The following is a 14285-nucleotide window of genomic DNA, read 5'->3' as shown; positions in this document are numbered from 1 at the left end:
AAGGACAGCATTTAAGTGTTTTTATGCTCCATAGACTCCATGAGATCCTCTTCACTATGCTTTTTAGAAAAGTTCATCGCACATTCTATTAAGGCTAAATGAGAATAGGCCTGCGGAAAGTTTCCTAACAATCTTTTAGTCTCAAAATCAATATCTTCACTAAACAGACCTAAATGATTACTATAGCTTAATAACTGGTCAAAATGTGCCATCGCTTTTTCTTCCTCTCCAATTTTGAACAGGCTATTTATAAACCAAAAAGTACAAATGGTGAACGAGGACGATGGGATTCCAAAATCGTCTTCGTTCTTATAACGAAATAGCAATCCATCATGACATAAATCCTTTTCTATGGCATGCACCGTACTAACATATTTAGGATCTTTGGCATCTATAAATCCGTAAGACTCCATTAATAACACTGAGGCATCCATATGGGGCGAGCCATAAGACTGTGTAAAGGCTTTTTTCTCCTCATTCCAGGCCTTCTCATAGATATCCTCCCTAATTTCCTTTTCCAGGGCGCGCCATTTTTCAAGCTTATTTTCCTTCCCAAAGAATTCGGCCACTTTAATAGCCCTATCTACAGCCGTCCAGCATAAAACCTTGGAAAAGGTAAAATGTTGGTCTTCTGCCCTAAATTCCCAAATCCCCTTGTCTGGTTCCTGCCAGTGTTTGCCAACGATCCATACAATACCTTTGGTGATGCTCCAAAGCTCCTCTCCATTTTCAATATCTGTTCTAAACTCCATCAACTGCGTATAAATAACATCCATCAAGATGCCATATATATCGTTTTGTCGCTGCTTATAGGCGGCATTCCCCACCCTTACCGGGGTAGACCCCATATAACCGCTTAAATGATCTAAGGTTTGCTCCGTGAGTTTCTTCTCCTTATTAATGCCATACATAATTTGCAGCTTCTCGTCCTTATCTGGCATTAAATCGATTATAAATTGCAGGTATCTCTTGGCAATATTCATGTGGCCCAATTTAGACACCACCTTAATCACCATGGAAGCATCTCGAATCCAGCAAAAACGGTAATCCCAATTTCTTACTTCCCCTATAGTTTCGGGCAAGGAAGTGGTAGCGGCCGCCAATACGGCGCCAGATTTATCATAGCAAAGCATTTTAAGGGTAAGGGCACTTCGCTTTATCTGTTCTCTGTATTTTTTGTAGGTAGGCGTAGTAAACGACCAATTAAGCCAATATACCTTGGTACGTTCCAATTCTAGGTATACTTTTTCTAGGTTAGGGGTCAGTATTTTTTCATTGTATCCCAAAAGAAAGTACCCATCTTCTTCCAGGCGTATCTCCCCCCCATCCATCACCACTTGCTTATCGAAAGACGTATAAAGAAAAACCGTATCGAACTTCACATCCTTGGTAAGACTTGCTATAAAGTTCTTTTTTATAAAGGACGTGGTCTCGCCTTGAGCATATTCCAATTTTGGATTATAATGCACCCTAAATACTGGATTTCCATAGACATAACGGATATACCTAATGATTTCGGGAGGCGCGTAGTATCCACCTTCCAATCGGTGGTACCGAGGCATAAAATCGAGCACCTCAAAAATATTCACTCCGTCCGAATATCGGGTCACCAAAATTGCAGTGTCTGGAATATATTCTTGATTAATAGAGTAATTGTCATCTACCAGAATCTCGAAACTCCCTCCCTTTTTCTCGTCCAAAAGCTTGGCGAAAATAGAGGGCGAATCAAACTCAGGCAAGCAACACCAATCCAATGATCCGTGCTTGGAAATCAATGCTGCGCTTCTACAATTACCTATTATACCATAATCCAAATTGTTCAATACCATAAAAAACTAGTTCTAAAGGTTCAAAAAATAGGAAATACCCATGATTTTGTCGAAATTTAGGAAAAATTAATAGCAAATTAACCTAAAAACTCATTTTATGTCTAAAACTATCATAATCTCAAACAGGTTACCCGTTCAATTAAAAATTGATGATCGGCAAATCACAGCCACTCCCAGTGTAGGAGGATTGGCTACTGGAATGAAATCTGTACATGCTGGTGGAGATAGTCTTTGGATTGGGTGGAGTGGCTTAACGGATGAGGAAATCCCAGATGGTCTGTCTCCAGCAATAGATGAAGCCCTAGCGAAGCACGGATCTTCCAAGGTAAGCTTAACTGAGGAGGAAGTAGACGGATTTTATTATGGGTTTAGTAATCGTACCATTTGGCCACTCTATCATTATTTTCTAGAATATTCCGAGTTTGAACTGGATAGCTGGAATATTTATAAGTCCGTGAACCAAAAATTTGCCGATGCCATTCTGGATAAAGCCGGGGATGATGATATTATATGGGTACATGACTACCAATTGATGCTTGTCCCCCAGATGGTTAGAGAGCAACGCCCCAACGTCTCTATAGGTTTCTTTCTACATATTCCCTTTCCTTCTTATGAGATTTTTAGAACCCTACCATGGCGTAAAGAAGTACTGCAAGGCCTATTAGGAGCAGATCTAATAGGGTTTCACACCTATGATTACGAGCGACATTTTTTAAGTTCGGTTAGACGACTATTGCGCCTAGAAGTAAGCTTTAATGACATTCACTTGGACGATAGGGTTATAAAAGTGGACTCCTTTCCAATGGGCATCGATTATAAAAAGTTTAGTGAGGCTGCTAAAAAGCATCATGATAATAAGGAAGAAGATAAGTCCGAACTGCAAAAACGTCTAGATCGGCACAAACAAAATCAGCCGGAGGCCAAGTTTATCCTTTCTATAGACCGATTAGATTATTCCAAAGGCATTGCCAAACGTCTAAAGGCTTTCGAATATTTTTTAAACAAACACCCTCAGTACAAAGAAAAGGTTAGACTCATTGTCTTGGCTGTTCCCTCTAGATCTAACGTGCCTCAATACCAATTACTGAAAAAGGAAATAGACGAGCTGGTAGGGCGAATCAATGGGGAATTTTCCACTGTGAGCTGGACCCCTATCTGGTATTTTTATCGTTCCATGCCATTTAACAATCTAATAGACCTATATACTTCCAGTGATATTGCTTGGTTAACCCCCATCCGGGATGGTATGAACTTGGTAGCCAAAGAATATATCGCCACCAGAACAGATAAGACCGGAGTGCTTATTCTGAGTGAGATGGCAGGCTCTGCCAACGAAATGAACGAATCCCTTCTTATCAACCCAAATAACTTTGAAGAAATATCAGATGCTCTCCTACAGGCGATTACCATGCCCGCGGAAGAACAGCAAGCAAGAAATAGTGTATTACAGAAAAGGTTAGAGCGATACAACGTAGAGAAATGGGCGAACGACTTTATGAATTCCCTGATGGAGCAAAAGAAAAATGAATCTCAACATAAATCGCGAAGGCTATCTACTAATAGAACCAATAGAATAGTAGAGAAATACCGCGCTGCTAACAGGAAACTATTGTTTTTGGATTATGACGGAACCCTGGCCGGATTTCAGAACGACCCACAAAAAGCAAGTCCGGACAAGGAGTTGTATGTTCTACTGGATAAGCTTGCAGCCATGAAAAATACCGATATGTATTTAATAAGCGGGAGAGACAAAGAAACTTTCTCCAAATGGTTTTTACCCAACAAGTACAATATGATAGTAGAGCACGGCGTATGGATTTCGCAAAATGGAGAGGATTTTAGAATGCTGGAAAATGTTAAAAAAGACTGGATGGATAAGATTCTTCCCGTATTGGAGTCTTTTGTAGATAGGACCCCAGGTAGTTTTATAGAACAAAAGAACTACTCTTTGGCATGGCATTACCGGAATACAGATCCCGATTTTGGCCTGAAACGTGCCACAGAACTAAACACCGTACTTACCAGCCTTATTGCCAATGATGACCTAAGTGTTCTAAACGGTAACAAGGTCATGGAAATAAAGAGCAGCAATGTAAACAAAGGACGTGCCGCCATGCGGGTATTCTCCGAAAAGGAGTACGATTTTGTTTTTGCTATAGGGGATGACTGGACCGATGAGTTTATGTTCCAAGAACTCCCAGATTGGGCTACTACAGTAAAGGTGGGGCGCCACAAGACCCAAGCCAATTTTTATGTGGACGGAATTTCCAAAGTAAGAGAATTAATTGAAAGGTTTACGGAAGAAAACTGATTGGGAAATCGCTAGATGCACCTAAAAGGAAAAGAAGGTATCCTAGTGGACTCCCTATAATTTTCATTCTCAACCAAAATTAAATAACCAAATCTCAAAATTGAACCATGAAATTACTGTTTACCCCCGTTTTATTATTGATGATCACTTTTGCTAAAGCGCAGACGGATCAACGCTTGTACGATATCATTGATGCGGTCTCTGCTGAGCGGTTAGAAAACGATATAAGTACCCTCGCCAATTTTGGTACCAGGCATACCCTTAGCGACACCGTTTCGGATACTCGTGGAATTGGTGCTGCCAGAAGGTGGATCAAAAAAGAGTTTGAAAGCATCTCCAGCAACTGTAATGGGTGTCTTGAAGTATCATTTCAAAAGAACCTTATTAAGAAAGGTGAAAATCAGCGTATTGTTCACGACACCTGGGTGGTGAATGTGGTAGCCATCCAAAGAGGCACTACTTTCCCCAACCGGTATATTATTATAAGCGGGGATATAGATTCTCGTGTTAGTGACCCCAATAACTTCTCTTCAGACTCCCCAGGTGCCAATGACAATGCCAGTGGAATGGCAGGTGCGCTAGAGGCTGCCAGGGTCCTTACAAACTATCAATTTCACAGTAGTATTATTTACTTAGGTCTTTCTGGAGAAGAACAAGGCTTATTAGGCGGACAAGGCTTTGCAAAACATGCCAAAGAGCAGGGGTGGAATATCATTGGTGTCTTTAACAACGACATGATAGGAAATATTAAGGGTGTAGATGGCATCATCAGTAATACAGATTTTAGGATATTTTCTGAACCTGTCCCACCCACAGAAACAGAAGAGGAACGCAGGCGACGTAGGTTTTATGGAGGCGAGGTAGATGGGATAAGTAGGCAATTGGCACGCTATGTACATAAAAATGTGCAAACCTACATGCCCGAAATGAATCCGATGATGATTTACAGACTGGATCGTTTTGGACGCGGCGGACACCATAGGCCTTTTAACGATGAAGGCTACGCCGGTATACGGATTATGGAGGCCCATGAAAATTACACCCAACAACATCAGGATATTAGAGTAGAGAATGGTATTGCCTATGGAGATGTCCTAGAACACGTCAATTTTAATTATGCCAGAAAATTAACAGCTGTAAACGCCATTAATCTTGCGTCTCTGGCTTGGGCCCCTCCCGCCCCTCAAGAAGTGGGAATAGGCGGGATAGTGGCCCCCTCGGCCATATTACAATGGAGTCCGGTAAAAAATGCTAAGGGTTATAAAATTTACTGGAGAGATACCACCTCCCCAACCTGGGACCATAGCCGATATGTAGGCGATGTTACTAATTATACACTGGAAGGAGTAGTTATTGATAATTATTATTTTGGAGTGTCGGCCGTTGGAGAAAACGACCTAGAAAGTGTGGTGGTTTTTCCGAACAAGATTATTAGATAATAAATTGGACATTACATACCGTTTGTAATATAGGTTAGTAATAACTAGGATAAAGTCTTGTTATGTTTTAGCTTTGCCAAGCGCGGTCTAAAGACTATGTGAATAGATTTTACATTGGGCAATAGTTCAATTACCTAGTACATCGGCCTCCAAAATACCTGAGGTATTCTTTTCCACCTACTACAAATCTAACCACCAAATGGGTTAATCCTAGGGATTCACCAATAGCTCCCTGTGGAAGACTTTAGCCAAAACAGCTTGTAGATATTGTTTTTGTATAAAAATAAAACAATAAATTTGTGGGAAAGGACTTTACTTTGTCCATTATGAGTTAATAAAACAACTGCTATCAGTACAATCATCTAATACAATATGCACAAACTTTTCACGCTATTACTTTTAAGTGTTTTTTTTAATGTCTTTGGACAAGACCCAGGTTTTACCGAACAAGATACCCTACGTGGCAGTATTACCCCGCAAAGGGCGTGGTGGGATGTAGACTTTTACCACTTAAAATTAGAAGTGAAACCAGATGAGAAATTTATTTCGGGAAGCAATCTAGTACGTTATACGGTATTAAACGAATCCCAAGAGCTACAAATAGACTTACAAGCCCCATTAAAAATAGAAAAGGTAGAACAAGATGGGAAACGCTTACATGTTCGTTCCAATGGGAATGCACATTTTATCCAATTAAAAAAACGGCAACATAAGGGGGCGGTGAATGAACTAACCGTTTATTATTCTGGACACCCTAAGGAAGCGGAGAATGCCCCTTGGGATGGTGGATTCTCTTGGAAAAAAGACGCCAATGGGAAGCATTTTATAGGGTCTTCCTGTCAAGGGCTGGGTGCTAGCGTATGGTGGCCTAATAAGGACCATATGTATGATGAGGTAGACAGCATGGCCATCAGCGTTACTGTTCCCAAAGGATTGATGAATATTTCTAACGGGCAATTGAAGCAAGTAGAAGAACACGAGAAAACCACCACTTACCATTGGTATGTGAAGAATCCGATTAACAATTATGGTGTAAATGTTAATATTGGCGACTATGTGCATTTTGGTGAGACCTACGAGGGGGAGAATGGCACTTTAAACCTGGATTATTATGTATTGGCGGGGAACTTGGAAAAAGCTAAAAAGCAATTTATACAGGCGCCAATGACGCTTAGGGCCTTTGAACATTGGTTTGGCCCCTACCCTTTTTATGAAGATGGGTACAAACTGGTACAGGCTCCGTATTTAGGTATGGAACACCAGAGTTCGGTCACCTATGGAAACGAATTTAAGAATGGCTATTTAGGTCGTGACCTGTCTGGTACAGGATGGGGCCTAAAGTTCGATTTTATCTTGGTCCACGAGTCGGGACACGAATGGTTTGCCAACAATATTACCTATAAGGATATCGCAGATATGTGGATCCATGAAAGTTTTACCGCTTATTCTGAGAGTTTGTATCTAGACTACCATTTTGGCAAAAAAGCAGGGGCAGAATATGTGGTAGGAACAAGAAGCGGTATTGCCAATGATATTCCCATCATAGGCCCTTACAATGTAAACAAAAGCGGTTCTGGGGATATGTACTATAAAGGCGCTAATATGCTACATACACTGCGACAATTGTTGGAGGATGATGAAAAATGGAGGACCATTTTAAGAGGATTAAACAGGGATTTTTATCATCAGACCGTGACCACGGCGCAAATTGAAAATTATCTTAGCACCCATACTGGTATAGACCTAGGTAAATTTTTTGACCAGTACCTGCGAACCACAAAAATCCCACAGCTGCAGTACAAGGTAACAGCTAAGGACATTCAATTTAGGTATACGGATATAGTGGATGGTTTTGATATGCCAATAAAAATTACTGTGGATGCCCAAGAAACCTGGATCTTTCCCACCGCTGAATGGAAAACAAAATCCTTTGACAAGGAAGTAATGACTGTAGCGGTTGATCCAAACTTTTTTGTTAAGTCAACAAAAATGTAAGGAATCACTGATTAAGTCCACTTAGACAAAACAATTTCGCTATTTATTGTTTAAAATTAGTGTAAGCGTTGCATTATACAGGAAGGTAAAAACCACCTGTAAACAAGAAATCATTTATTAACTTTAACAAGTATCTTAAAAATCACCCAAAATATGGATGTAAATCTGGCTGTATTAATCGATGGCGACAATATTCCGTCTGCGTATGTAAAGGAAATGATGGAGGAAATTGCCAAATACGGCAATCCTACTATAAAACGAATTTATGGGGATTGGACCAATCCCAAACTATCAAAATGGAAAAAGCTATTGTTGGAAAATGCCATTACCCCTATTCAGCAATATGCCTATACTACAGGGAAGAACGCTACGGACTCTGCAATGATCATCGATGCAATGGACATCCTTTACAGCAATAAAGTAAGTGGTTTTTGCATTGTTTCTAGCGACAGTGACTTTACGCGATTGGCAACTAGATTAAGGGAGGCTGGGATGAATGTAATTGGAATTGGGGAGAGAAAAACCCCTAATCCATTCATTGTGGCCTGTGACCGTTTCATTTATATTGAGATTCTGAAGAATCAGGCAGAAGAGAGCAGTTCTGAATCTGAAGATCGCAGAAAAAGCAAGAAATCTGACGTAGATAAGATCACCGCCAAAGAAATCAAATTAATTGCCGCTACCATTTCTGATGTGGCTGATGACGATGGTTGGGCATTTTTAGGGGACGTGGGCAGCCTTTTACAAAAAAAGCAACCCAATTTCGACTCTAGGAATTACGGATTTCAAAAACTGACCCCTCTAATTAAATCTATCAAGCAATTTGAGGTAGACCAACGGGAAAATGTAAAGGGGCGATTTAAACTAATTTATGTTCGGAATAAATAGGCGATGCTAAACACTATGAATTTAAGTATGAGGAAGATTATAGGCCTATGCCTATTGCTCCAAGCTTTAAACCTTAGTGCTCAAGAAGGCGGCGAACAAAAGTTGGGCTCCTGGTATAAATATGTGGGCAACAACCTGCTGTCAGAGAAAGTTAGCCTACTTACCGAAGTACAGCTACGATATTACGAGCAGGGGAAAAACTTTAACCAAAGCGTACTGCGGTCCGGAATAGATTACAAATTTTCCGACAATGCCCATGTTTTTGTGGGATACACACATCGGGTTATAGACGATAGTTTTGAGGAGATTCCAGGAGAATCTAATATTAGGGAACATCGAATATCGGAGCAGTTTATACTGAAAAATAAGATCTGGGAAGTGCTTCTTCAGCACAGGTACGGACTTGAACAACGGTTTTTTGATTTTGGGGATCGCACAGAGGTGCAACACCGAGGTAGGTATCAATTGCAACTAACCCTTCCCCTTACCGATGTATTTTTTGTGAACTTATCCGAAGAGGTACTACTGAATTTACAAGGGAATATTTTTGATCAGAACCGACTCTACGCAGGTCTTGGGATACATATAACCCACAACCTGAGTCTGGAAACTGGTTTTTTAAAGACCCATTTCTCCAATTATAACCATGAGAGGTTAGTGATAGGAGTTACCTTTAGTCCCAATCTAATAGGAGTATTTTAAAAAAAGCAACGCTATGAATCTTCAGAAAATTTCTTTTACCAACATCCATGGGGAAACACTGGTAGGCCGTCTCGCTATGCCGGCCGATCAACACCCCCATAATTTTGTTCTTTTTGCCCACTGTTTCACCTGTAATAAAAACTTTTCCGCTATCCGAAATATTAGTCGCGCCCTAACCTCCAAAGGTTTTGGAGTGCTGCGGTTCGATTTTACTGGTTTAGGCGAAAGTGAGGGCGAGTTTGGCGATACCAATTTCTCCGGTAATGTAGCCGATCTGTTGGAAGCCGCCAATTACTTAAAAGAACATCACGCTTCCCCATCAGTGATTATTGGCCATTCCTTGGGGGGAGCTGCTGCAATTTTAGCATCCCAGGAAATAAGTTCTATTAAGGCTATTGCCACTATAGGATCTCCTTCAGATCCCAAACATGTTACCCATATCTTTAAAGACCAATTGGAAACTATAAAAGACACTGGTGATGCTGAGGTAAATATTGGAGGGCGTAGTTTTACCATAAAAAATCAGTTTTTAAAAGATATTCAATCCCACACCTTAAAAGAGCGTATAAAAAGCAACAGAAAAGCACTCCTCGTATTGCATTCCCCACAAGATTCAGTCGTGGGAATTAAAAATGCGGAGGAAATATACCTAGCAGCTCATCACCCTAAGAGTTTTGTAAGCTTAGACGGAGCCGATCATCTATTGAGCAATGAGGAAGACGGTCATTATACCGGGAATTTAATTGCAGCCTGGGCCCAACGCTATTTGGAAATTCCCCAAACCAAACCTGTAGATACCAAACATGAGGTGGTAGCAAGTCTAAATAAGGAAGACGGATTTACAACCGCAATGAAAATTGGCAACCATTATTTTACTGCCGATGAACCTGTTTCCTTTGGGGGGAACAATTTTGGGCCCTCACCGTACGAATATGTTTCGGCTGGACTATCTGCTTGTACGGCAATGACTATTCAGATGTATGCTAAAAGAAAAAAATGGCCCTTAGAAAATGTGGAAGTACATACCTCTTATAAAAAGGTTCATATGGAAGATTGTGAAAACTGTGAGTCCAAAGACGCCAAAATAGATACTTTTGAAAGGGAAATACGATTGGCAGGTACCTTGGCAGCGCCCCAGATTGCAAAAATCTTGGAAATTGCCGATAAATGTCCCGTTCATCGAACCCTGGAAAATAAGGTCCATATAAACACCAAACTTCTTTCGTAAGGGAAGTCGCGCTTAAAACGTAATAAAATCATTTTTTAATTTTAGGTTGATGCCCCCTAAAATTATTCTTAACTTTATGTTTTTAAATTTTAAAACTAAAAACCTATGAAGAAAATACAAATCTTATCCTTGAGTTTATTATTGTTTGCGAGCTATAGTTGCAAGGAAACAAAAAAAGAAGGCAAGGAAGCGATGGATGAAATTGAATCCAAAATGGAAAAAGTAACAGAGAATGAGGAAGTGAAGGTCCTTAAATTCTCTATGGAGCCAAAAAGCGGAAGCGATGTTAAAGGCGAAGTAACTTTTACCGAAGAAAATGGAACCGTTAGAATGGAGGCTACTATCACAGGATTAACTCCTGGAGAGCATGCCATCCATATTCACGAGAAAGCAGACTGCTCTGCCGAGGACGGTACGTCTACTGGAGGACACTGGAACCCTACCCATGCAAAACATGGAAAATGGGGTGATCCCGAAGGCTACCACCGTGGGGATATTGGAAATATCACTGCGGATGCCGATGGAACGGCTACCTTGGATTTTTCTACGGATGAATGGTGTTTAGGCTGTGAGGATGAAACCAAAAACCTAATCGGAAAAGCAGTAATTGTACACGAAGGTGTAGATGATTTTGAGACTCAACCTACCGGCGCTGCAGGAGGAAGAGTAAGTTGCGCAGGAATTATAAAGTAATTTCCTTTAAGTGATTATTGGAAGGCTGTCCCATCGGGCGGCCTTTTTTTATGGTTAATTATTAATGACCCCTTAGCCTAGACAAAGATTTACTGAATTGATTTATTGGAAATCTTATCGTAAATTCCTAGAGAAAACAGGGAACCATGGAAAATAAAAGACGCATTTTTATCCAGAATACGGGAATAATTACCGCTACAGCTGCATTCTCCCCAAACATATTATTATCGGCCACTAGAAAATCTAACAAAAAGCTAGGCATTGCCCTGGTAGGTTTGGGTTATTATAGCAGGGATCTCCTGGCCCCTGCCCTTCTACTTACCAAGCACTGTGAGTTAAGGGGTATTGTGACGGGAAGCCCAGAAAAAATTCCAATATGGAAAGCCAAATACGGCATCAAAGATCAAAATATTTATAACTACACTAATTTTGATAGCATTGCCAACAATCCGGATATAGATGTGGTATATGTGGTACTTCCCCCTTCCATGCATGCAGAATACACTATTAGGGCTGCCAATGCAGGGAAGCATGTGTGGTGCGAAAAACCAATGGCACCCACGGTGTCAGCCTGCGAGGCCATGATTAAAGCCTGTAAGGATAATAAGGTGAAATTGGCTATCGGTTACCGTTGCCAGCACGATCCAAATATTCAGGCATATATGAAGGTAGGTAAAGAGCGTCCCTTTGGAAAAATTAAAATGATTAACGCAGCTGCGGGTTATTTTGATGGGAGAGCGGATCATTGGAAACAAAGCAAGGAAATGGGTGGTGGTGCCATGGGTGATATGGGGGTATATGCCTTACAAGCGGCTAGATTAGCCACTGGAGAGGAGCCAATATCCGTGGTAGCACAAGCTTCCACTACCCGACCTGAAATTTATAAGGAAGTGGAAGAAACCATGATGTTTCAACTTACATTTCCAAGTGGGGCCTTGGCAGCATGCCAAACCAGCTTTGGAATCAATATGAACCATTTACATGTGGTCTACGAAAAAGGATGGTTAAAAATGGAACCTCATTCCAGTTATCGTGGCAACAACGGAAGTATGTCTAACGGCACCCTCATAAACTATCCCATACCAAACCAACAGGCAAAGCAAATGGATAATGATGCACTTGCTATTTTAAACAACACAGATATGTTGGTGCCAGGGGAAGAGGGGTTGCGTGATATTAATGTAGTGGAAGCTGTTTACAAATCGGCTCAACAACAATGTGCCATAAAGATTTAGTAATTAAGAATTTAGGGCGTACTCCTTCAAAATTTCAGGTCTTGAATAGGCATGTTCTTCATCAGGGTAGTTCAGCTATACAACCAGATTTTAGATTACCCTATATTTTCTTAACTAGTTGATTTAAAGTAGATTCTTTAATCCTATAACAACTTGCGAGGTATAGACTTCCAATAATAGTTAATAAATTTATGTAACCAGATTCCCAAGATGACATCCAAGATACGGCACTTTAATGCGCTATCTATCTCAGCTTTATAAAAATATTTAGATTTTAGATGCGAAGTCGTTTAGTTTTTTTTGAATTGCCAGCTTAACATTAATTCAAAAATTATGAGCAGGACCTTACAGGTAACTACAATTACATTTTTATTTTTCGGGATCTATTATTTACTCGATAGTTTATGGTTTCACGATTTAAGAGCATGGTTAAACAATGAGATTCACCAGATTGGAATAAGTCATTTTCTTGCATATAGCCTCATGGGACTTCCAATATTTATAGGCACACAACTAATTCAACCCCGATGGAGCATAACCCAAAATCTAGGCCTTAATAAATCCTTTTGGAAAGGGATGGTCTTTGCTATCATAGTGACCCTTCCCATGTTTATTGGCTTTGCTTTTGCATTTGAGTTTAATCATGATATATCCATCAATACCATACTAATTTCACTGATATCTGCAGCATTATTTGAAGAGTTATATTTTAGGGGATTTTTGTTTGGGCAGTTATTTAGACACAGTAAATTAGGTTTTATACCTGCCGTATTTTTAGGAGCACTGTTGTTTGGGCTTATCCATTTGTACCAGAGTAATGAGCTTGGGGAACTCATAGGAATATTTTTAGTAACATTTTTTGGAGCTATCCTTTTTGCATGGGTATATGTAGAATGGGGGTTTAATATATGGGTCCCCATCTTTTTACACCTCTTCATGAATTTTTCTTGGGAGTTGTTTTCGGTTAGCGATAATGCCTTTGGCGACACCTATTCTAACATATTTCGCCTAGTCACAATAGCCCTCACCATACTTCTAACAATTCTTTACAAGAAAAGGAAGAATGAAAAATTAGCGGTTAATACATCCAGTATTTGGTGGAAACCCGAGGACAACCTCCTTTAATTACTCTCTAATTTGAAAGGTGGTTCACTCTGTGGTCCTCGCTTACTTTCGTTTCAGTTGCATCCACCTAAAGCCTATTCCCTTAGGAACCTCCTCTGAAATATCCGCTTCTTTTACCATTTTCACCCCTTCAATAGTATAGAATGCATTGGGATGGAATTTATTGACAGCCTCTAATAAATTATCGAGTAGATCTCTTTTTACAACTAGGAATACCACGTTTACTTTCCCAGTTTTCCCTTTGGCATCTATCATGGAGTACCTCAATTTGTTCTGGTTAAGGTATTCCAATAGCTCATCTACAGGCTGCTTGGTAATTAACCTAAGAACTACCCTCCCTAAGGCTAGTCGTTCTTCTAAATACATCCCCACATAGGTGCCTGTCGCAAATCCGCTAGCATAGGCTAAATAGGAGAAAACGTTATCTATATTGCTTATAATTTGCCCAATGGCCAACAGCCATATCAAGGCTTCAAAAAAGCCAAGAATGGGAGCTATATTTCTTTTTCCACTCATAACAAATATGATTCGGATAGTAGAAATGGAAACATCCCCTATTCTTGCCACAAATATTAAAATAGGAATGATTACATAGTTGAGCACCCCCTCACTTACACCAAAAGTATTGTAAAAAAATTCTTCCATAATTTTAAAAAGTCATTCTAAAACGGGCTCTTATCGCCCTAACAATCTCGTTATCAACGGCCCAATTTGCAAAGATATTGATTCGGTTTACACGACATAATAAAAAACAATAAACTTCTTATATGTCGTTATTGTTATTTACTAGACCTCTATAAACCTCTGTTTTCTAAAAGGGTCACCTATCCAATTTAGTAA

11 protein-coding genes are annotated in these 14285 nt (G+C 40.1%); 9 read left to right on the top strand and 2 right to left on the bottom strand.

Annotated features, from left to right (window positions below; genetic code table 11):
* Positions 1-11: 11 nt before the first annotated feature.
* On the bottom strand, positions 12-1823 hold the full coding sequence (locus F1E73_RS08695) for a glycoside hydrolase family 15 protein (RefSeq protein ID WP_086478368.1): 1812 nt from the start codon (positions 1821-1823) through the stop codon (positions 12-14).
* Positions 1824-1926: 103 nt separating this feature from the next.
* On the opposite strand from F1E73_RS08695, the gene F1E73_RS08690 reads away from it, so the two are divergent.
* The 9 genes from F1E73_RS08690 (at position 1927) to F1E73_RS08650 (ending at position 13445) form a co-directional block, all read left to right on the top strand.
* Positions 1927-4140, top strand: a complete 2214-nt coding sequence (locus F1E73_RS08690) for a bifunctional alpha,alpha-trehalose-phosphate synthase (UDP-forming)/trehalose-phosphatase (protein WP_150451690.1) — start codon at positions 1927-1929, stop codon at positions 4138-4140.
* Positions 4141-4247: 107 nt separating this feature from the next.
* Entirely contained in the window at positions 4248-5579 is a 1332-nt protein-coding gene (locus F1E73_RS08685; RefSeq protein ID WP_086478356.1) for a M28 family metallopeptidase, read from the top strand.
* A 372-nt stretch (positions 5580-5951) separates the two neighbouring features.
* On the top strand, positions 5952-7574 hold the full coding sequence (locus F1E73_RS08680) for a M1 family metallopeptidase (protein WP_150451689.1): 1623 nt from the start codon (positions 5952-5954) through the stop codon (positions 7572-7574).
* 153 nt (positions 7575-7727) lie between these two features.
* The gene (locus tag F1E73_RS08675; RefSeq protein ID WP_086478358.1) at positions 7728-8462 is read left to right on the top strand and encodes an NYN domain-containing protein; all 735 of its coding nucleotides are present in this window, start codon (positions 7728-7730) and stop codon (positions 8460-8462) included.
* Positions 8463-8489: 27 nt separating this feature from the next.
* Positions 8490-9164, top strand: coding sequence for a DUF2490 domain-containing protein (locus F1E73_RS08670; protein ID WP_150451688.1), 675 nt, complete (start codon positions 8490-8492; stop codon positions 9162-9164).
* 13 nt (positions 9165-9177) lie between these two features.
* Entirely contained in the window at positions 9178-10392 is a 1215-nt protein-coding gene (locus tag F1E73_RS08665; RefSeq protein ID WP_150451687.1) for a bifunctional alpha/beta hydrolase/OsmC family protein, read from the top strand.
* Between the two features lie 105 nt (positions 10393-10497).
* Positions 10498-11085, top strand: a complete 588-nt coding sequence (locus F1E73_RS08660) for a superoxide dismutase family protein (RefSeq protein ID WP_086478361.1) — start codon at positions 10498-10500, stop codon at positions 11083-11085.
* 146 nt (positions 11086-11231) lie between these two features.
* Positions 11232-12320 carry a Gfo/Idh/MocA family protein gene (locus F1E73_RS08655; RefSeq protein ID WP_086478362.1) on the top strand — a complete coding sequence of 363 codons (1089 nt, stop codon included), beginning with the start codon at positions 11232-11234 and terminating at the stop codon, positions 12318-12320.
* A gap of 333 nt (positions 12321-12653) precedes the next feature.
* Positions 12654-13445, top strand: coding sequence for a CPBP family intramembrane glutamic endopeptidase (locus tag F1E73_RS08650; RefSeq protein WP_150451686.1), 792 nt, complete (start codon positions 12654-12656; stop codon positions 13443-13445).
* A 42-nt stretch (positions 13446-13487) separates the two neighbouring features.
* On the opposite strand, the gene F1E73_RS08645 is transcribed toward F1E73_RS08650, so the two are convergent.
* Positions 13488-14090, bottom strand: a complete 603-nt coding sequence (locus F1E73_RS08645) for a DUF2179 domain-containing protein (RefSeq protein WP_150451685.1) — start codon at positions 14088-14090, stop codon at positions 13488-13490.
* Between the last annotated feature and the right edge of the window lie 195 nt (positions 14091-14285).

Source organism: Arenibacter lacus (assembly GCF_008711145.1).
In the GTDB taxonomy this organism is placed as follows: domain Bacteria; phylum Bacteroidota; class Bacteroidia; order Flavobacteriales; family Flavobacteriaceae; genus Arenibacter; species Arenibacter amylolyticus.
Note: the sequence above shows the minus strand (reverse complement) of the source record. Positions and strands in the feature narration are given on the sequence as shown.